Below are 18,820 nucleotides of genomic sequence, written 5' to 3' on the forward strand. Positions count from 1 at the left end.
TCTTATGCCTAAGGCGGGTTTTTATTCGTTGGACGGCGCAGGGCAGGGCGACGAAAAATCGGCGCATCCGGTTCCCACGATAGGCGTCGTCGGAGCTTCGAACAAGACCAATAAAAGCCCTGCGGAGATTTGCCATGAGTGCTCCCGACACCCTCCCGTTATCCAAGCCTGTGACGCGCCCCGGGCCGTTCGACTGGTATCGCAACATCAACCAGCAGGAGCGCCGCACGTTCTGGAGCTGCAAGATCGGCTACGGTCTGGACGGCATGGACACGCAGATGCTCAGCTTCGTCGTGCCGACGCTGATCGCGATGTGGGGCATCACCACGGGCGAAGCGGGGCTGATTCACACCAGTACCCTGATCGCTTCGGCGATCGGCGGTTGGGTCGCCGGGATCCTCTCCGACCGCATCGGCCGCGTGCGCACCCTGCAACTGACGGTGCTGTGGTTCGCCTTCTTCACCTTCCTCTGCGGCTTCGCGCAAAACTACGAACAATTGCTGATCGCCCGCACCTTGATGGGCTTCGGTTTCGGCGGTGAATGGACCGCCGGCGCGGTGTTGATCGGTGAAGTGATCCGCGCCAAGGATCGCGGCAAAGCGGTGGGCATGGTGCAATCCGGTTGGGCGTTGGGCTGGGGCCTGACGGCGATTCTGTACGCGTTACTGTTCTCGGTATTGCCTGCGGAAGATGCCTGGCGCGCGCTGTTCATCCTCGGCATCGTGCCGGCGATATTCGTGATTTTCGTCCGTCGCCTGGTGAAAGATCCTGAGATTTATCGCGAAGCCAAAGCTGCGCAAACCCCCGAAAACCCGGCGAAGTTCTACGAGATCTTTGCCCCCGGCATGCTCTTCACCACGTTTCGCGCTTCCTTGCTGACCACCGGTGCGCTGGGCGGTTACTACGCAATTACCTCCTGGTTACCGACTTTCCTCAAGAACGAACGTGGCTTGAGCGTGCTCGGCACCGGTGGTTATCTGGCGATGGTAATCGTCGGTTCCTACGTCGGCTATGTGATCAGCGCGTATCTGACCGACCTGCTGGGGCGGAAAAAGAACTTCATTTTGTTTGCCGTCGGCTCGTTCACCATCGTTCTGCTCTACACGCAGATGCCGGTCAGCAATGGCGTGATGCTCTGGCTGGGCTTTCCGCTGGGCTTCTTCGCCTCGGGGATTTTCAGCGGCATGGGCGCGTTTCTGACTGAATTGTTTCCTACGCGGATTCGCGGCTCGGGTCAGGGTTTCTGCTACAACATCGGCCGCGCACTGGCGGCGATGTTCCCGCTGTTGATCGGCCTGCTCAGCCAGAAAGTGCCATTGAGCATGGGCATCGGCGCCTTCGCGGCGGTGTCTTACGGCGTGGTGATTCTGGCGGCGCTGAGCCTGCCGGAAACCCGTGGCAAGCAACTCGACGCGCAGTAACTGATACCCTGCGCAGAAGTCTCCTACAGATAAAAAGACCAGCAGCTACAGGAGTGTTCACCGTGAGCCGCCTGCTATTGAATTGCGACATTGGCGAGAGCTTCGGCAGCTGGACCATGGGTCTGGACGCCGAGGTCATGCCCTTCATCGATTGCGCCAATGTTGCCTGTGGTTTCCATGCCGGCGACCCGAGCACCATGCGCAAAACCGTGGCGCTGGCGCTCGAACACGGCGTGCAGATTGGCGCGCACCCGGCCTATCAGGATCTGGTCGGATTCGGCCGGCGCTCCATGGCGTATTCCGCGCAAGAGCTGCAGGACATCCTGCATTACCAGATCGGCGCCCTGGACGGCATCTGCAAGGCGCAGGGCGGACGTGTGAGTTACGTCAAACCCCACGGCGCGATGTACAACGACATGATGGCCAACCCGGCGCAGTTGCGCGCGGTGGTGCAGGCCGTGGCCGCGTATGACCGCAGCCTGCCGCTGATGTTGATGGCGACCCGAGACCACGCTGCGGCGCAGCAAATTGGCGATGAATACGGCGTAACGCTGTGGTTTGAAGCGTTCGCCGACCGTGCCTATGACAGTGGCGGCCGGCTGGTCTCCCGGCAATTGCCCGGTGCCGTGCATCACGATCCCGAAAAAATCATCGAGCAAGCGCTGACCATCGCCAATGGCGGCGCGCTCACCGCCAGCGATGGCAGCGCTTTGAACCTGCGCGCCAACACCTTGTGCGTCCACGGCGACAACGCCAGTTCCGTGGCCGCCGTGCGGCGTATTCGTCAGGCCTTGCAGCAGTCGAGTGCGTCATGAATCCACGGGTTGAAGTGGTGGCGCTCGATTGCCTGATGCTGCGTCTGTTCGATGAAATCGCCGAAGTCAACATGCCGTGGATGCTCGCCGCCAGCGAGCGCTTGCGCACGGCGTTTGGTGCACAACTGATCGATCTGGTGCCGTCCTATACGACGTTGATGGTGCATTACAATCTGACGCTGTTAAGTCCGGCGCAGGCGCGCGAATTGATCGCCGCAGCGCTGGTCGATCTGGCGCCGAATGCGCGAAGCGCTGGGCAGTGTCACGTCTTGCCGGTCTGGTACGACTTGAGCGTCGGCCCGGAACTGAGCCTGTTGGCCGAACGCAGCGGGCTGGCGGTGGAGGAGGTGATTCGTCGCCACAGTGCGCGGGAGTATCAGGTGTTCGCCCTTGGCTTTGCGCCGGGTTTTGCCTTCATGGGCCTGGTCGAAGAAATGCTCGCCGCGCCACGCTTGAGCACACCGCGCAAGAAAGTCGCCGCCGGCAGCGTCGGTATCGCCGAGCGGCAGACCGCGGCTTATCCGGTGGTCTCACCCGGTGGCTGGAACCTGATCGGTCGCACCCCGGCGAAACTCTTCGATCGCCATCGCGACGGCTACAGCCTGATGCAACCCGGCGACACGGTGCGCTTCGAAGTGGTCGACCACGCCGAATTCATTCGTCTGGGCGGCGATGACACCCCACTGGAGGCGCTGGCATGAGTCGATTGACGATCGAAGCCAGCACGCCGCTGTGCCTGTTGCAGGACGCCGGGCGGTTTGGCGTGCGACATCTGGGCGTGACCCAGGGCGGCGCAGCGGATTGGTGCTCGATGAGCTGGGCCAATTGGCTGTTGGGTAATGAACTGAATGCGGCGGTGGTTGAAATCACCCTCGGCGGGTTTGCTGTGGTGGCTGAGGAGGATTGCCTGCTGGCGCTGGCAGGAGCGGATCTCGGCGCGCAGATCGACGGCCAGCCGCTGGCGCCGTGGCGCAGTTTCCGGTTGGCGAAAGGGCAGACATTGCGCTTCACCCAGCCTTTGCTCGGCGCCAGGGTTTATCTGGCCGCACCCGGTGGTTTTACTGCGCCCAAGGTACTGGGCAGCAGTGCCACGGTACTGCGAGAAGAATTGGGCGGACTTGATGGCATGGGCCTTCCGCTCGCCAAAGGGGCGGCGCTCGGTTACAGCGGCGAAGCGTCAGCGGTGCGCGAAATGCCTTCGGCGCTGCGGCCGGATTTCAAAACGCATGCGCCTTTGGACTTGGTGCTCGGAGCTCAGATCGGCCAGTTCAGCGGGCAGAGCCTGTTCGATGTCTTCAACAGCACCTGGACCATCGACAGTCGCGCCGACCGCATGGGCATCCGCCTGCTCGGCGCGGCGTTGCAATATCAGGGTGCGCCGATGATCTCCGAGGGGATTCCACTGGGCGCGGTGCAGGTGCCGCCCGATGGCCAACCGATCGTGTTGCTCAACGATCGCCAGACCATTGGCGGATACCCGCGCTTGGGCGCGTTGACGCCGCTGGCACTGGCACAATTGGCGCAATGCCTGCCGGGAGCGAAGGTGAGGTTAAGGCCGGTGGTGCAGGACGTCGCGCACCGCGAGCATGTCGAGTATTTGCAGCGCTTCAAAGATCGCTAAAAGCTTCGCGAGCAGGCTCGCTCCCACAGATGTTGATCGTTCCCACGCTCCGCGTGGGAATGCCGCCCGGGACGCTCCGCGTCCCTGTGACGCAGAGCGTGACTTGATGCATTCCCACGCGGAGCATGGGAACGATCAGGTCGTCATTTGGAAAGAAACCGCATCCCTTCCTCAAGCCCGCGCAGCGTCAGCGGATACATCTGATCCTCAATCAGATCGCGGACGATGTTGGTCGACGAGGTATAGCCCCACGTGTCCTTCGGATACGGGTTGATCCAGATGAGCTTCTTGTATTTCTCCATGAAGCGCTGCATCCACACGTAACCCGGCTCTTCGTTCCAGTGCTCGACGCTGCCGCCAGCCTGGGTGATTTCGTAGGGCGCCATCGCGGCGTCACCGATAAAGATCACTTTGTAGTCGGCGCCGTATTTATGCAGCAGATCCTGGGTCGAAGTGCGCTCGGAAGTGCGGCGCATGTTGTTTTTCCACACTGATTCATAGATGAAGTTGTGGAAATAGAAGTACTCGAGGTGCTTGAACTCGGTCTTGCAGGCCGAGAACAATTCCTCACAGATCTTCACGTGCGCGTCCATCGAGCCGCCGATGTCGAACAACAGCAGCAGCTTCACCGTGTTGCGCCGTTCCGGGCGCATCTGGATGTTCAGCAGGCCGGCGTCCTTGGCGGTGTGGTCGATGGTGCCGTCGATGTCGAGTTCTTCCGCCGCACCCTGGCGAGCGAACTTGCGCAGACGACGCAAGGCGACCTTGATGTTGCGTGTGCCCAGTTCCACCGAATCGTCGAGGTTCTTGTACTCGCGCTGATCCCAGACCTTGACCGCTTTGCCCTGACGCTTGCCGGCATCGCCAACGCGGATGCCTTCAGGGTTGAAACCGCCGGAGCCGAACGGGCTGGTGCCGCCGGTGCCGATCCACTTGTTGCCGCCGGCATGGCGTTCCTTCTGTTCTTCCAGACGCTTCTTGAACTCTTCGATGAGTTTGTCCAGCCCGCCAAGGGACTGGATCTGCGCGCGTTCTTCGTCGCTCAGCGAGCGCTCGAATTCCTTGCGCAGCCAGTCTTCGGGAATCAGCGCCTGCAAGTGGTCGTCGAGTTTCTCCAGGCCATTGAAGTAGGCGCCAAACGCGCGGTCGAACTTGTCGAAATGGCGCTCATCCTTCACCAGAATCGCCCGCGACAAGTAATAAAATTCGTCCATGTCGGCGAAGGTCACACGCTGTTTCAGCGCGTTGATCAGGTCGAGCAGCTCGCGCACCGATACCGGTACCTTGGCTGCACGCATTTCGTTGAACAGGTTGAGCAACATGGCAGCGGCCTCTTAGCGGGTGCCGCGCCGGCTCATGAACGCCAGGCGCTCAAGCAGTTGCACGTCCTGTTCGTTCTTCACCAGTGCACCTGCCAGTGGCGGAATGGCTTTGGTCGGATCGCGCTCGCGCAGCACCGCTTCGCCGATGTTGTCGGCCATCAACAGCTTCAGCCAGTCGACCAGCTCGGACGTCGAAGGCTTTTTCTTCAGGCCCGGTACCTTGCGCACGTCGAAGAACACATCGAGCGCTTCGCTGACCAGGTCCTTCTTGATGTCCGGGTAATGCACATCGACGATTTTCTGCAGGGTAGTGCGGTCGGGGAAAGCGATGTAGTGGAAGAAGCAGCGGCGCAGGAAGGCGTCCGGCAGCTCTTTCTCGTTGTTGGAGGTAATGATGATGATCGGGCGTTTCTTGGCCTTGATGGTCTCGTCGATTTCGTAAACGTAGAACTCCATCTTGTCGAGTTCTTGCAACAGGTCATTAGGGAACTCGATGTCGGCCTTGTCGATTTCGTCGATCAGCAGAATCACCCGCTCCTCGGACTCGAAGGCTTCCCAAAGCTTGCCTTTCTTCAGGTAATTGCGCACATCGTGGACTTTTTCATTGCCCAGCTGCGAGTCGCGCAAACGGCTGACCGCGTCGTACTCGTACAGACCCTGATGGGCCTTGGTGGTGGATTTGATATGCCAGGTGATCAGCTTGGCACCGAACGACTCGGCCAGTTGCTCGGCGAGCATGGTCTTGCCGGTGCCCGGTTCACCCTTGACCAGCAGCGGCCGTTCCAGGGTGATGGCGGCGTTGACCGCCAGCTTCAGGTCATCGGTGGCGACGTAGGCCTGGGTGCCTTCGAACTTCATCTGCAAATCCTCGAACGGTAACGCTGACCTTACGGGCAGGGCGGGGCGAAATAATCGGATGCCCGACTATAACGCGCACGCCGGTCGACTGTGAACGCAGACGGCTTATTCAGTCTCTGAATGGAGCGTCACATGTTGACTCAGTCTCGGCGGGTGGCCGAATATTTTGTCAACGGCAAAACTTAACCCTCATCCGGCTTCGGCCGTTCGTACCGCGCATTGAATGCCTGGATGAAGCCATTGCGCAAAATCTGCAGAAACGCTTCAAAGGCGTTGACGTTCTGCTGGTGAACATTGCCGCTGAGTTCAACGCGGGTGGCGAACTGGTTTTTGTTCTGGTTTTTCAGCACGGTCTCGGTGCCGCCGACCAGCGCTTCCCAGATTGAGCGGAACAGGCCTTTGTTCTTGTTTTCGACGTCTTGCTGCCAGTTGAATACATCGACGTCGCGCAGCAGGGGTTTGATGTAGCCGGTGAGTCGGGCTTTCTCTGCCTTGGCTTCGATAACCACATCGCCGTGGCCGGCGTTGAAATCGAATTTGCCGTAGGCGGAGGCGAAGTCGTTCATGCGTTTGAGCTCGATGTCACGGGCGCGCAGGCGGAATTCGAAGTCTTCGAAGTTGCTCAGTGGATCGAAGGTGGCGGTGGTTTCCAGCGGCGCGTGGCCCAGCAGCAACGCCTTGCCTTCAAAACGCGCGTCGCGTTTGCCTTCCTTGTCGACCACATTGGTCAGGTTGTAGATGCTGGCGTTGACGTTGCTGGCGTTCATGTTCACCGGCGGCTTGGAATTGAAGTTGCGGAAGGTGATACGGCCGTCGTTGATCTGCACTTCATCGAGGGTGATCGGCAGCAGCTTGCCCAACTGCTCACGCCAGTCGGTGCCCTGACCGGTCTGCGAGTTCTGTTTGTTGGGGCCGCCGTCGACAAAGTTGATTTCGGGGTTGAGAAATTGCACCTGCGCGACCACGGCATGGTCGTACCACAACGAATGCCAGCTCACCGACAGATCGATCAACGGCGCATCGACGAACGGCACCGGTACTTTGCCGTCGACCTTGACGATCTTCAGGCCGTTGATTTTGTATGCGCCGCGCCACAGCGCGAGGTCGACATCGGTGATCTGGCCGCGGTAATCGCCCATGTCCGCAAGTTTGTCATTGAGGTAGTCGCGTACCAGATAGGGCAGGGCGAAATGCAGGGCGACCAGCAGCACCACGACACCCGTCAGGGTCCAGAGCGGCCAGCTGTAACGACGTTTCATGCCATTGTTCCTTCAAGAGTGTGGCTTGACGATTCAAAGCGATTGACTCCGCGCGTTTGCAGACGTTCGACCCGACTGGACTGTGATCGGCAACGGGCTTACCTTGGAAGGCTGAATTCAACGCTGCATAAGGACCCAGCCATGAGCCGTATTTACGCTGACAACGCCCATTCCATCGGTAATACGCCGCTGGTCCAGATCAACCGCATCGCGCCGCGCGGGGTCACCATCCTGGCCAAGATCGAGGGGCGCAACCCCGGTTACTCGGTCAAATGCCGAATCGGCGCCAACATGATCTGGGACGCCGAAAGCAGCGGCAGACTCAAGCCGGGCATGACCATTGTCGAGCCGACTTCCGGTAACACCGGTATCGGTCTGGCCTTCGTTGCCGCTGCGCGTGGCTATAAATTGATGCTGACCATGCCGGCGTCGATGAGCATCGAGCGCCGCAAGGTTCTGAAAGCCTTGGGCGCGGAACTGGTGTTGACCGAGCCGGCCAAGGGCATGAAGGGCGCCATCGAGAAAGCTGCGGAAATCGTCGCCAGCGATGCCGACAAATACTTCATGCCGGCGCAGTTCGATAACCCGGCCAACCCGGCAATTCATGAGAAGACCACCGGCCCGGAAATCTGGAACGACACCGATGGTGCCGTGGATGTGCTGGTGGCTGGCGTAGGTACCGGCGGAACCATTACTGGTGTCTCGCGGTATATCAAGAACACCGCCGGTAAACCGATTCTGTCGGTGGCCGTCGAGCCGGCGTCTTCGCCAGTGATTACGCAAGCGTTGGCCGGTGCCGAAATCAAGCCGAGCCCGCACAAGATTCAGGGCATTGGCGCCGGTTTTGTGCCGAAGAACCTTGATCTGTCGATGGTCGATCGCGTCGAACAGGTGACCGATGAAGAATCCAAGGCCATGGCTTTGCGCCTGATGCAGGAAGAGGGGATTTTGTGCGGGATTTCCTGCGGTGCTGCCATGGCGGTGGCGGTGCGTCTGGCGGAGAAACCAGAGATGCAGGGCAAAACCATCGTCGTGGTGCTGCCGGATTCGGGCGAGCGTTATCTGTCGAGCATGCTGTTCAGTGACCTGTTTACCGAGCAGGAGAACCAGCAGTAAGCCTGTTGATTCAAGTCAGCCAGGGTTCAGGCGCTGCATGTTAATAAAGGCTTTGTTGCGTAATGCTTAACACTGAATCTTGTGTCAGGCGGGTTTTTCCCGGAGCCGGTAGTGTTTATCATGGCCGGCTGCCATGCCGGGAAAAGGGCATTGCGCAGCGTTGTCTTTATTCAAGGAGTCGTTGATGACCGTTTCGTTTGCCGCCAAGGCGTTTGTGCTGTTGCTGTTTCTGGGCAGCACGCTCTATGTGCATTTGCGCGGCAAGGCGCGTTTGCCGGTATTGCGCCAGTTCGTCAACCACTCCGCACTGTTTGCTCCGTACAACGCATTGATGTACCTGTTTTCCGCAGTGCCATCCAGACCGTATCTGGATCGCAGCAAGTTTCCGGAGCTGGATGTACTGCGCGACAACTGGGAAACCATTCGCGACGAAGCTATGCACCTGTTCGACGAAGGCTACATTCGCGCCGCCGAGAAGAACAACGATGCGGGTTTCGGTTCGTTCTTCAAGAAGGGCTGGAAGCGGTTCTATCTGAAGTGGTACGACAAACCGCTGCCGTCGGCCGAAGCCCTTTGCCCGAAAACCGTGGCGCTGGTCAGTGCCATACCCAACGTCAAGGGCGCAATGTTCGCGCTGCTGCCGGGCGGCAGTCACCTCAATCCGCACCGTGACCCGTTCGCCGGCTCCCTGCGTTATCACCTCGGCCTGTCGACACCCAACTCCGATGATTGCCGGATCTTCGTCGACGGTCAGGTCTATGCCTGGCGCGACGGCGATGACGTGATGTTCGACGAGACTTACGTGCACTGGGTCAAGAATGAAACCGCTCAGACTCGAGTGATTCTGTTCTGTGACATCGAACGCCCGCTGAGCAACCGCCTGATGACCCGCATCAATCGCTTCATCAGCGGCTGGCTCGGCCGCGCCACCGCGCCGCAGAATCTTGATGATGAACGCGTTGGCGGCATCAACCAGGCTTATGCCTGGAGCAAGAACTTCAGCGACCGTTTCAGCGGCGTGGTCAAGCAGTGGAAGCGCCGGCACCCCAAGGCCTACAGGGTAATGCGCCCGGTGCTGGCGGTGTTGGTGCTGACGTTGCTGGGGTATTGGTTGTTTGGTTGAGGCTGGATCAGACAATAGAAAACCGCTCTTTGGGAGCGGTTTTTTATTGACGGGTTCAAGGACGGCCGGCGAGCAGGTCGGGCTCGTTCACGTCGGTTCCGTTTTCAAGGACCTGCAGAAAACGGCGCTGATTCGCGGATAACTCCAGTCGATCAAGCTTTACCACCGGCACGCGCAATTCCTTCTTGCTTGGGGATTTTCTTACGACTTTGCGCATACTCCCTCCCTCGCTGGTCAATAAATGAACAGATGTCACGATACTTCACTCTCCACTGGTAGAACAAGGCGACCTTGCACATCAAATGTGAAGCCGAGTAGTTGATAAACCGGAATGGCTCCCGGCATAGGTTCCTGAACTTCGATGATTTGGCTGCCAATAATTCGGGCGAATTCATCGATGGCGAGCAATGCCAAAGCGGCTATCCGGTTTTTCAGCGGGTGAGCCTTTCCGGGTTTGCCCTCCAGTCGCACGATGCGAATCCGCTGGCGGCTATTGTTGGGATTTGCGAAGCATAGCCCGCAGAGCTCTTGTTCAAACCAGATTGCGATATCCAGAGACAGAGGTTCTCGAGCTTTCCAGACGACGACGTCTTCCCACGAGAAAATCGGGTCGTCCCAAGACTGATAAACTGCGAGTGCTTCAGCATCAATAGGCTCAAAGCGGACTTCAGACATGTCGGCTCCCGAAATGCATCGCATCTGCGCAGTCGCAACACCCGCCCGCTTCCTCGCCTCTGACCGATAAACCTGATACCGCAAATACGTCCGTTCCCTTGGCATGTGATCTCTTGCATTCCATGTCTCCTGACAATCCGTTGCCACCGCCATTTACCCTAATCACCCGACGCCGCACTGTCGCTACCGGCCCATTGCCCAAGTCATTGCAATCTATGTCCCGGGCTGGTTATAGTCAGCCCGCGAGCCGCCTGGCTCGCGCGTTCATTTCCTCAATAAAGATCAGCATTCATGCCTGCATCCCTCATCAACGCGGTAGTCGATTCAGCGGTCAACGCTGGCGTCGTGCCGTGCGGGAATCGGCAGCCTGTGCAGATCAGTCATTACCCTCCACCTGTCAGTAGCACGCCGGTGTGCGCAGTCGTATCGCCGCCGGGCGTTGGCGTTCGGGGCTGATCGGCAGTTTCTGCTGACCCCTGCGCCCGCCAGAACAACCTACTGAATTTCAGCTTCGGCTGAGTTGGCTTCTTGCCTGACTACAGGTGGTATTCATGTTTGTCCTTTCGAAACAATCCGCGCTCGCGGCGACGTCCACGAGCCTGTTCGTTCTGCTGTGGAGCAGCGGGGCGATTTTCTCCAAGTGGGGCCTCGCCCATGCTTCGCCCTTTGCCTTTCTGCTGATTCGCTTCGCCATCGCCCTGTGCGGGCTGGTCTTGCTGGCGCCGTTGCTGAAATTGAAGTTGCCCAAGGGCGGCAAGCCGATGCTGTTCGCGATCGCCACGGGACTGGTGTTGCTCGGGGCCTATCAGATCTTTTATCTGCTGGCGCTCGACTGCAAAGTCACGCCGGGGGTGATGGCCACTGTGATGGGCGTTCAGCCGATCCTCACCGTGGTCTTGATGGAACGGCAGCGTTCGGCGAGCCGCCTGTTCGGCCTGGCGCTGGGTCTGGCCGGGCTGATCATGGTGGTTTACCAGGGCATCGGTCTGGCCGGAATGTCCTGGGCCGGCATGCTGTTCGGTTTGCTGGCGCTGGCGAGCATGACGCTCGGCTCGATCATGCAAAAGCGCATCACCGAAAATCCATTGGGTACGCTACCAGTGCAGTACCTGGCCGGGCTGTTGCTGTGCGGGGTGTTCGTACCGTTCCAGCCGTTTCACTTCGAGCACAGCGCGGGCTTCATCGTCCCGGTGTTATGGATGGGCCTGGTGGTTTCAGTGCTGGCGACGCTGTTGCTGTATCGACTGATCGCGCGGGGCAATCTGGTGAATGTCACCAGCCTGTTCTATCTGGTGCCGGCGGTGACGGCGGTGATGGATTACCTTATTTTCGGTAATCGCTTGGCGGCGTTGAGTGTGCTGGGGATGCTGCTGATTATTGTCGGATTGGTGTTTGTGTTCCGAAAAAGCAGTTAGCAGAAAACAGGCGGTGGTTGATCCATCGCCTTCGCGAGCAGGCTCGCTCCCACATTGAAATGGGTACTCTTGTGGGAGCGAGCCTGCTCGCGAATATCTGCGGCAGCAAATCTAACGGACTGACGCCTTCGCAGGCTTCACCACCGCCGGCTTCAACACCAGCCACAACGCCGCCGCAATCAGCACGCCGCCATAAATGTGCGCCATCGACAACGGCTCATCCAGCAACAACGCCCCCCACAACACGCCGAACGGCGGGATCATGAAGGTCACGGTCATCGATTTCACCGGGCCGATCGAGCTGAGCAGGCGGAAATAGATGATGTAGGCAAACGCCGTGCAACCCAGACCCAGGCCGAGCAGCGACAGCCAGACCTGCCAGCCGCCCCAGCTGACCGGCGGCGCGGTAATGGTGCTGTAGGCGAACAGCGGCAGCAAAAACAACGTCGCCCCGAGCATGCTGCCCAATGCCGACAAACGGCTGTCCAGCCCACCGGCCTGATCCAGCCAGCGCCGTGCGAGGAATCCGGCAAAGCCGTAGCAAGTGGTCGCCAGCAGACAGGCGACCGCGCCCATCAGCAGTTGCAGATCGAAGGCTACAGGACCGGCACGCGTCAGCACACCGACGCCGAACAGACCGAGGAACACGCCGCTGAGCTTGGCCGCCGTGAGCTTTTCGCTGAAGAACAAACCGCCAATCAACACGCCCATCAGCGGCGTCGTGGCGTTGAAGATCGCCGAATAGCCGGCCGGCAATACTTGCGCCGCCACCGAATACAGCGTCGCCGGAATCCCCGAGTTAATTACGCCCAGCAGCATCACGGTTTTCAGCTTGCCCTTGAAGTCCCAGCTGATGCGCATCAGCCCAAGGATCACCAGCAGCCCGACTGCCGCGATCGACACGCGAAAGAACCCGGTCGGGATCGTGCCGATCACCGGGGCAATGATGCGCATGAACAGAAAACTCGCGCCCCAGATAGCGGCCAGCGACAACATACGGAAAATATCGACAGGGCTCACGGCGGGCTCCTTCCTTGATCGGGACGAGAGTGTTGCCGAGCGTCCGGATCATGGCAACCGCTATTCGGGCTTTTAATTCTGCTTGCCGATGCATCGGCACGAGAAACCCCGTCAACGGTCAACCCCGTATCGATTTTGGCAGAAATTGCGCTTTTCCTGCGGACGGTTCCGTGACTAAGCTCAAACGAATCGATTTCCCGCCGAGGTTTCATTTATGTCGCAGCAATGGCCAGCCACCGAGATCGCCCGGATGATCCTCGCCGGCTTCGACGATTACCGCGAGCATTTCCGCCGCATCACCGACGGCGCGCGCGAGCGCTTCGAACAGGCGCGCTGGCAGGAGGCGCAGGTCGCCTCGGCGGCGCGGATCAGTCTGTACGAAGAAAAGGTTGGCGAAACCGTCGCTCGCCTGCGCGAGTATTTCGACGAAGAAACCCTGATGAACGTCAGCTGCTGGCCGCTGGTGAAAAGCGCCTACATCAGTGTGATCGATCTGCGCTTCGACGATGAGCTTTCGGAAACCTGGTACAACTCGATTTTCTGCGGGTTGTTCAGCCACGATCTGATCAGTGACGGCTGCATGTTCATCCACACCACACGCCCGAGCCTGCGCCGAGCCCGCGCCGCGCAAACCCGCACATACAAGCCGCAGGGCCAGTTGTCCGGGATGCTCGCGAGTATTTTTTCCGATTACCGCTTCAGCGAGGATTACGCTGATCTGCCCGGCGACTTGCTGCGGCTCGAAGCGCAATTGCGCGAGAACCTGCCGGACTGGGTGTGCAAGGACCCGGAGCTGAGCGTCGAGCTATTTTCCTCGGTGCTCTACCGCAATAAAGGCGCGTATCTGGTCGGACGCATTTACACCCGCGATGAGCAATGGCCGCTGGTGATTCCGCTGTTGCACCGCGAAGGAAGGGGCATTCAGATCGATGCGTTGATCACCGACGAAGCCGATGTATCGATCATCTTCTCGTTTACCCGCTCGTATTTCATGGTCGATGTACCGGTGCCGGCGGAGTTCATCGGTTTTCTGCGACGCATTCTGCCGGGCAAGCACATCGCCGAGCTGTACACCTCGATCGGCTTCTACAAGCACGGCAAGTCGGAGTTCTACCGCGCGCTGATCAATCACCTGGCCAACACTGACGATCAGTTCATCATGGCCCCGGGCGTGCGCGGCATGGTCATGAGCGTGTTCACCCTGCCGGGTTTCAACACCGTATTCAAAATCATCAAGGACCGCTTTTCGCCGTCGAAAAACGTCGACCGCGCCACGGTGATCGAAAAGTATCGGCTGGTGAAAAGCGTCGATCGGGTCGGGCGCATGGCCGATACCCAGGAATTTGCCGACTTTCGCTTTCCGCTGAGCAAGTTCGATCCGGCGTGTCTGGAGGAACTGCTAGAGGTCGCGCCGTCGACGGTTTCGGTCGAAGGCGAAACCGTGCTGATTCGCCACTGCTGGACCGAACGCCGGATGACCCCACTCAACCTTTATCTGGAAAATGCCAACGACGCCCAGGTACGTGAAGCGCTGGAAGATTACGGTCTGGCGATCAAGCAATTGGCGGCGGCGAATATTTTTCCCGGCGACATGCTGCTGAAAAACTTCGGCGTCACCCGTCACGGGCGCGTGGTGTTTTACGACTACGACGAAATCTGCTTCCTGACCGAAGCCAACTTCCGCCACATCCCGCAACCGCGCACGCCGGAGGACGAAATGGCCTCCGAGCCGTGGTACTCGATCGGACCGTTGGACGTGTTTCCCGAGGAGTTTCCGCCGTTCCTGTTTGCCGATGCCGGGCAGCGGAAATTGTTCGATCAATTGCATGGCGAGTTGTACAACGCCGATTACTGGAAGGGCTTGCAGGAGGCGATTCGGGCGGGGAAGGTCATCGATGTCTTCCCATACCGGCGCAAGGGCCGCGATAACGAATAACAAGACGCAGCTGCAAGCGGCAAGCTTCAAGCTGCAAGTTGAAAGCCGCAGTGACTTGCGGCTGGTAGCTTGGCGCTTGCAGCTGCTTTTCTGCGACAATCCGCCCCCTGCATAAATAGACGACCGAATTGCCTACCCGATGACCGACGAATCGCCCTCCATCGACAAACTGCTGAAAAACCTCGATCACGCCATGCTCGCCGACCGTCACCGGCTGCGGCGGCAGTTGCTTGAGCTGCGCAAGAAACCCGACGAGGCCAAACTGGCCCAGTGGGTGGCGCGGATGCAGGCGTCCTGTGATCAGGTACTGGCGCGTCGCGCGAGCCTGCCGGTGATTCGTTACGACGACAGTTTGCCGATCGCGGCCAAGCGCGACGAGATCAAAAAGGCCCTGGAGCAACATCAGGTGCTGATCATCGCCGGCGAAACCGGTTCGGGCAAAACCACCCAGTTGCCGAAGATCTGCCTGGAAATCGGGCGCGGCCAGCACGGTCTGATCGGCCATACCCAGCCGCGTCGGATCGCCGCGCGCAGTGTCGCCAGCCGTGTCGCCGAAGAACTCGGCACGCCGCTCGGTGCGCTGGTCGGCTATCAGGTGCGCTTCGAGGATCAGAGCGATGCCAACACCCTGATCAAGCTGATGACCGACGGCATTCTGCTGGCGGAAACCCAGAACGATCGTTATCTGGAACGCTATGACACGATCATCGTCGACGAAGCCCACGAACGCAGCCTCAACATCGATTTCCTCCTCGGCTACCTGAAAACCCTGCTGCCACGCCGTCCCGACCTCAAGGTCATCATCACGTCGGCGACCATCGATCTGGAGCGCTTCTCCAAGCACTTCGATGACGCGCCGATCGTCGAAGTGTCGGGTCGTACTTTCCCGGTGGAAACTTGGTACCGGCCGCTGACCCTGGAGCAGGACGAAGAGGGCAACCGGGTCGAGGACGACCTGACCGTCGATCAGGCGATTCTCGCCACTCTCGACGAAATCGCCGCCTACGAGCGCAGCGAACGGCGCAGCCCCGGCGATGTGCTGGTGTTCCTGCCCGGCGAGCGCGAGATTCGCGACGCCGCCGACATGTTGCGCAAGGCCCAGCTCAAGCACACCGAAATCCTGCCGCTGTACGCGCGCCTGTCGCCGGCTGAACAGCAACGGATTTTCCAGTCGCACCCGGGCCGCCGCGTGGTGCTGGCGACCAACGTCGCCGAAACCTCGCTGACCGTACCGGGCATTCGCTATGTGATTGACAGCGGCACCGCGCGCATCAGCCGCTACAGCTACCGCGCCAAGGTGCAGCGTTTGCCGATCGAAGCGATTTCCCAGGCCAGCGCCAATCAGCGTAAAGGTCGTTGCGGCCGGGTCGAGCCGGGTATCTGCGTGCGTTTGTACAGCGAAGAGGACTTCCTTGGGCGGCCGGAATTTACCGATCCGGAAATTCTGCGCACCAACCTCGCCGCCGTGATCCTGCAGATGCTCCATCTGCGCCTCGGCGAAATCACCGCGTTCCCGTTTATCGAACCGCCGGACGGCAAGGCAATCAGCGACGGTTTCAACCTGCTGCAAGAGCTTTCGGCGGTAGATCGCAATAGCCAGCTGACGCCGCTCGGTCGCCAGTTGGCGCGCTTGCCGGTCGACCCGCGCATGGGCCGCATGCTCCTCGAAGCGGCCAAGCTCGGCAGCTTGCAGGAAGTGCTGATCGTCGCCAGCGCCATGTCGATTCAGGACCCGCGCGAGCGTCCGCCGGAGCGTCAGCAAGCGGCGGATCAGGCCCATGCGCAATGGAAGGATCCGGATTCCGACTTCGCCGGGCTGGTCAATTTGTGGCGTGGTTTTGAAGAACAACGCCAAGCGCTGACCGCCAACCCGCTGCGTAACTGGTGCCGGAAGAACTTCCTCAATTACCTGCGCCTGCGCGAATGGCGTGATTCTCATCGTCAGTTGAGCCTGATCTGCCGCGACATGCAGCTGAGCCTGAACAAAGAGCCGGCGGATTATCCGAAGCTGCACAAAGCGGTGCTGGTCGGCTTGCTCAGCCAGATTGGCCAGAAAACCGAAGACGGCGATTACCTCGGCGCGCGGCAGCGGCGCTTCTGGATTCACCCGTCGTCGGGCATCGGCAAGAAGCGCCCGCAGTGGCTGATGACCGCCGAACTGGTGGAAACCACCAAGCTTTACGCGCGCATGGTCGCCAAGATCGACGCCGACTGGATCGAACCGCTGGCTGGGCACCTGATCAAGAAAAACCATTTCGAGCCGCATTGGGAGAAGAAGCGCGGCCAGGTCGTAGCCTACGAGCAGATCACCCTGTTCGGCCTGATCGTGGTCGGTCGCCGCCCGGTGCATTACGGCCCGGTCGATCCGATGGTGTCGCGTGAGCTGTTTATCCGCGAAGGTCTGGTGCGCGGCGAGATTCAGTCGCGGGCCAAATGCCTGAGTGCCAATCAGAAACTGCTCGAGCAGCTCGACGAACTCGAGGCCAAGGCTCGCCGTCGCGACATTCTCGCCGACGAAGAAACCCTCTACGCCTTCTACGATGCGCGTCTGCCGGCGGAGATCCACCAGACCGCGACCTTCGACAGTTGGTACAAGGTCAACAGCCAGAAAGATCCGCAACTGCTGATCATGCGCGAAGAAGACGTGTTGGCCCGCGAGGCCAGCGAAGTCACCGCCCGTGATTACCCGGATACGTTGCACATTGGCGATCTGGAACTGGCGCTGACTTATCATTTCGAGCCCAATCACCCGCGCGACGGCGTGACCTTGCGCGTGCCGGCGCCGTTGCTGCCGATGTTGCCGCCGGAGCGTCTGGAATGGCTGGTGCCGGGGCTGATCGAGGCCAAGTGCATTGCCCTCGTGCGCAACCTGCCGAAAGCCCTGCGCAAGAACTTCGTGCCGGTGCCGGACTTCATCAAGGCCGCGTTGCAGCGCATGACTTTCGCCGAAGGTTCGCTGCCGCAAGCGCTCGGTCGCGAGCTGCTGCGCATGACCGGCGCGCGGGTCAGCGATGAAGCGTGGGCGGAAGCGGCGCAGCAGGTTGAGAGCCATCTGCGCATGAACCTGGAAATCGTCGACGGCCAGGGCAAGTTCCTTGGCGAAGGCCGCGATCTGGCTGAGCTGACCGCACGCTTCGCCGAAGCCAGCCAGGCCGCGCTGGCGGTGCCGCAGAGTGCGAAAAGTCAGCAACCGGTTGAGGCGAAAGTCTTCGCGCCGGTAGCAGAAAAGACCCAGCAGAAGATCGCCGGTTTGTCGATGACGGTGTACCCGGCGCTGGTGGAAGAGGGCGGCACGGTCAAGGAGGGACGCTTCTCTACCCCGGCCGAAGCCGAGTTCCAGCACCGTCGCGCCTTGCAGCGCTTGCTCATGCAGCAACTGGCCGAGCCGGCGAAATTCCTCCGCGGCAAGTTGCCCGGGCAGACTGAACTGGGTCTGCTGTATCGCGAACTGGGCCGGGTCGATGCGCTGGTCGAAGACATTCTGCTGGCCAGCCTCGACAGCTGCATTCTCGAAGGTGAAGACCCGTTGCCCCGCGATGGCGCCGGATTGGCGGCATTGGCCGAACGCAAACGCGGCAACTGGACGGAGCACGCCGAGCGGGTTGCGCGGCTGACTCTGGAAATTCTCAAGATCTGGCACGGTCTGCAAAAACGCTTCAAGGGCAAGATCGATCTTGCCCAGGCAGTGGCACTCAACGACATCAAGCAACAGATCGGCAATCTGGTCTATCCGGGTTTCGTCCGCGAAACGCCGATGCAGTGGCTCAAGGAGTTGCCGCGTTATCTGAAAGCGGTTGAGCAACGTTTCGAGAAACTCGGCGCACAGGTGCAGAAAGATCGGGTCTGGAGCGGCGAACTCGCTGGCCTGTGGGCGCAATACCAGACCCGCGCGGCCAAGCATGCGCAGGAAGGCAAGCGTGATCCGCAGCTGGAGTTGTACCGCTGGTGGCTGGAGGAATACCGCGTGTCGCTGTTCGCTCAACAGTTGGGCACCAAAGTGCCGATCTCCGACAAGCGCCTGAGCAAACAGTGGAGCCAGGTCGAGCCCTGACCCGCAGCCATACACAATCCCCCTGTGGAAGCGGGCTTTGTGGCGAGGGGATTTATTCCCGCTGGGTGGCGAAGCCGACCCAAAACCTGCAACCTCGGTTCATTGATCGTTCCCACGCAGAGCGTGGGAACGATCATCAAACAGTGGAGCCAGGTCGAGCCCTGACCCGCAGCCATACACAATCCCCC

At 60.0% G+C, this 18,820-nt stretch carries 15 protein-coding genes; 9 read left to right on the forward strand and 6 right to left on the reverse strand.

Features of this window, described 5'->3' with window-relative positions; all coding sequences use genetic code 11:
- Positions 1 to 134 precede the first annotated feature (134 nt).
- From ACYSTU_RS12960 to ACYSTU_RS12975, 4 genes are all read left to right on the forward strand, one after another.
- On the forward strand, positions 135 to 1,421 hold the full coding sequence (locus tag ACYSTU_RS12960; protein ID WP_498999057.1) for an MFS transporter: 1,287 nt from the start codon (positions 135 to 137) through the stop codon (positions 1,419 to 1,421).
- 62 nt (positions 1,422 to 1,483) lie between these two features.
- Positions 1,484 to 2,236 carry a 5-oxoprolinase subunit PxpA gene (locus ACYSTU_RS12965; protein ID WP_498999059.1) on the forward strand — a complete coding sequence of 251 codons (753 nt, stop codon included), beginning with the start codon at positions 1,484 to 1,486 and terminating at the stop codon, positions 2,234 to 2,236.
- Positions 2,233 to 2,937, forward strand: a complete 705-nt coding sequence (gene pxpB, locus ACYSTU_RS12970) for a 5-oxoprolinase subunit PxpB (protein ID WP_123442903.1) — start codon at positions 2,233 to 2,235, stop codon at positions 2,935 to 2,937. The genes ACYSTU_RS12965 and pxpB overlap by 4 nt, the downstream gene beginning before the upstream one ends.
- On the forward strand, positions 2,934 to 3,857 hold the full coding sequence (locus ACYSTU_RS12975) for a 5-oxoprolinase subunit C family protein (protein WP_498999063.1): 924 nt from the start codon (positions 2,934 to 2,936) through the stop codon (positions 3,855 to 3,857). The genes pxpB and ACYSTU_RS12975 overlap by 4 nt, the downstream gene beginning before the upstream one ends.
- Before the next feature lie 143 nt (positions 3,858 to 4,000).
- Here the strand turns inward: ACYSTU_RS12975 and ACYSTU_RS12980 are convergent, their stop codons facing one another.
- The 3 genes from ACYSTU_RS12980 to ACYSTU_RS12990 all read right to left on the reverse strand — a co-directional run bounded on the left by ACYSTU_RS12980 (position 4,001) and on the right by ACYSTU_RS12990 (position 7,296).
- Positions 4,001 to 5,179, reverse strand: coding sequence for a vWA domain-containing protein (locus tag ACYSTU_RS12980; protein ID WP_016771218.1), 1,179 nt, complete (start codon positions 5,177 to 5,179; stop codon positions 4,001 to 4,003).
- Between the two features lie 12 nt (positions 5,180 to 5,191).
- Complete coding sequence (locus ACYSTU_RS12985; protein WP_007911294.1) at positions 5,192 to 6,037, reverse strand: AAA family ATPase; 846 nt, start codon at positions 6,035 to 6,037, stop codon at positions 5,192 to 5,194.
- 182 nt (positions 6,038 to 6,219) lie between these two features.
- A complete protein-coding gene (locus ACYSTU_RS12990) occupies positions 6,220 to 7,296 on the reverse strand; it encodes a DUF748 domain-containing protein (protein WP_498999068.1) in 1,077 nt (358 codons plus the stop codon).
- 141 nt (positions 7,297 to 7,437) lie between these two features.
- Here ACYSTU_RS12990 and cysK point away from each other — a divergent pair, with 141 nt between their 5' ends.
- Together cysK and ACYSTU_RS13000 are read left to right on the forward strand one after the other, a co-directional pair.
- Positions 7,438 to 8,412 carry a cysteine synthase A gene (gene cysK, locus ACYSTU_RS12995; protein ID WP_016771214.1) on the forward strand — a complete coding sequence of 325 codons (975 nt, stop codon included), beginning with the start codon at positions 7,438 to 7,440 and terminating at the stop codon, positions 8,410 to 8,412.
- A gap of 184 nt (positions 8,413 to 8,596) precedes the next feature.
- On the forward strand, positions 8,597 to 9,535 hold the full coding sequence (locus tag ACYSTU_RS13000) for an aspartyl/asparaginyl beta-hydroxylase domain-containing protein (RefSeq protein WP_041478836.1): 939 nt from the start codon (positions 8,597 to 8,599) through the stop codon (positions 9,533 to 9,535).
- A gap of 55 nt (positions 9,536 to 9,590) precedes the next feature.
- Here the strand turns inward: ACYSTU_RS13000 and ACYSTU_RS13005 are convergent, their stop codons facing one another.
- Positions 9,591 to 9,752 (reverse strand): hypothetical protein, encoded by a 162-nt coding sequence (locus ACYSTU_RS13005; RefSeq protein WP_498999072.1) that lies wholly within the window; start codon positions 9,750 to 9,752, stop codon positions 9,591 to 9,593.
- A 35-nt stretch (positions 9,753 to 9,787) separates the two neighbouring features.
- Entirely contained in the window at positions 9,788 to 10,210 is a 423-nt protein-coding gene (locus ACYSTU_RS13010) for a hypothetical protein (RefSeq protein ID WP_498999075.1), read from the reverse strand.
- 551 nt (positions 10,211 to 10,761) lie between these two features.
- On the opposite strand from ACYSTU_RS13010, the gene ACYSTU_RS13015 reads away from it, so the two are divergent.
- On the forward strand, positions 10,762 to 11,625 hold the full coding sequence (locus ACYSTU_RS13015) for a DMT family transporter (protein ID WP_498999078.1): 864 nt from the start codon (positions 10,762 to 10,764) through the stop codon (positions 11,623 to 11,625).
- Between the two features lie 111 nt (positions 11,626 to 11,736).
- Here ACYSTU_RS13015 and ACYSTU_RS13020 read toward each other — a convergent pair whose 3' ends face one another.
- Entirely contained in the window at positions 11,737 to 12,645 is a 909-nt protein-coding gene (locus ACYSTU_RS13020) for a DMT family transporter (RefSeq protein ID WP_498999081.1), read from the reverse strand.
- A gap of 214 nt (positions 12,646 to 12,859) precedes the next feature.
- Between ACYSTU_RS13020 and aceK the strand changes: the two genes are divergently transcribed.
- Both aceK and hrpA read left to right on the forward strand, forming a co-directional pair.
- Entirely contained in the window at positions 12,860 to 14,581 is a 1,722-nt protein-coding gene (gene aceK / locus ACYSTU_RS13025) for a bifunctional isocitrate dehydrogenase kinase/phosphatase (protein ID WP_498999084.1), read from the forward strand.
- 139 nt (positions 14,582 to 14,720) lie between these two features.
- On the forward strand, positions 14,721 to 18,632 hold the full coding sequence (gene hrpA, locus ACYSTU_RS13030) for an ATP-dependent RNA helicase HrpA (RefSeq protein WP_498999088.1): 3,912 nt from the start codon (positions 14,721 to 14,723) through the stop codon (positions 18,630 to 18,632).
- Positions 18,633 to 18,820 lie beyond the last annotated feature (188 nt).

Source organism: Pseudomonas glycinis (assembly GCF_054871425.1).

Coding starts and splice junctions, on each gene's coding strand:
- ACYSTU_RS12960 (WP_498999057.1), top strand. CDS start 135: ATGAGTGCTCCCGACACCCTCCCGTTATCCAAGCCTGTGACGCGCCCC.
- pxpB (WP_123442903.1), top strand. CDS start 2,233: ATGAATCCACGGGTTGAAGTGGTGGCGCTCGATTGCCTGATGCTGCGT.
- ACYSTU_RS12975 (WP_498999063.1), top strand. CDS start 2,934: ATGAGTCGATTGACGATCGAAGCCAGCACGCCGCTGTGCCTGTTGCAG.
- ACYSTU_RS12980 (WP_016771218.1), bottom strand. CDS start 5,179: ATGTTGCTCAACCTGTTCAACGAAATGCGTGCAGCCAAGGTACCGGTA.
- ACYSTU_RS12985 (WP_007911294.1), bottom strand. CDS start 6,037: ATGAAGTTCGAAGGCACCCAGGCCTACGTCGCCACCGATGACCTGAAG.
- ACYSTU_RS12990 (WP_498999068.1), bottom strand. CDS start 7,296: ATGAAACGTCGTTACAGCTGGCCGCTCTGGACCCTGACGGGTGTCGTG.
- cysK (WP_016771214.1), top strand. CDS start 7,438: ATGAGCCGTATTTACGCTGACAACGCCCATTCCATCGGTAATACGCCG.
- ACYSTU_RS13000 (WP_041478836.1), top strand. CDS start 8,597: ATGACCGTTTCGTTTGCCGCCAAGGCGTTTGTGCTGTTGCTGTTTCTG.
- ACYSTU_RS13005 (WP_498999072.1), bottom strand. CDS start 9,752: ATGCGCAAAGTCGTAAGAAAATCCCCAAGCAAGAAGGAATTGCGCGTG.
- ACYSTU_RS13010 (WP_498999075.1), bottom strand. CDS start 10,210: ATGTCTGAAGTCCGCTTTGAGCCTATTGATGCTGAAGCACTCGCAGTT.
- ACYSTU_RS13015 (WP_498999078.1), top strand. CDS start 10,762: ATGTTTGTCCTTTCGAAACAATCCGCGCTCGCGGCGACGTCCACGAGC.
- aceK (WP_498999084.1), top strand. CDS start 12,860: ATGTCGCAGCAATGGCCAGCCACCGAGATCGCCCGGATGATCCTCGCC.
- hrpA (WP_498999088.1), top strand. CDS start 14,721: ATGACCGACGAATCGCCCTCCATCGACAAACTGCTGAAAAACCTCGAT.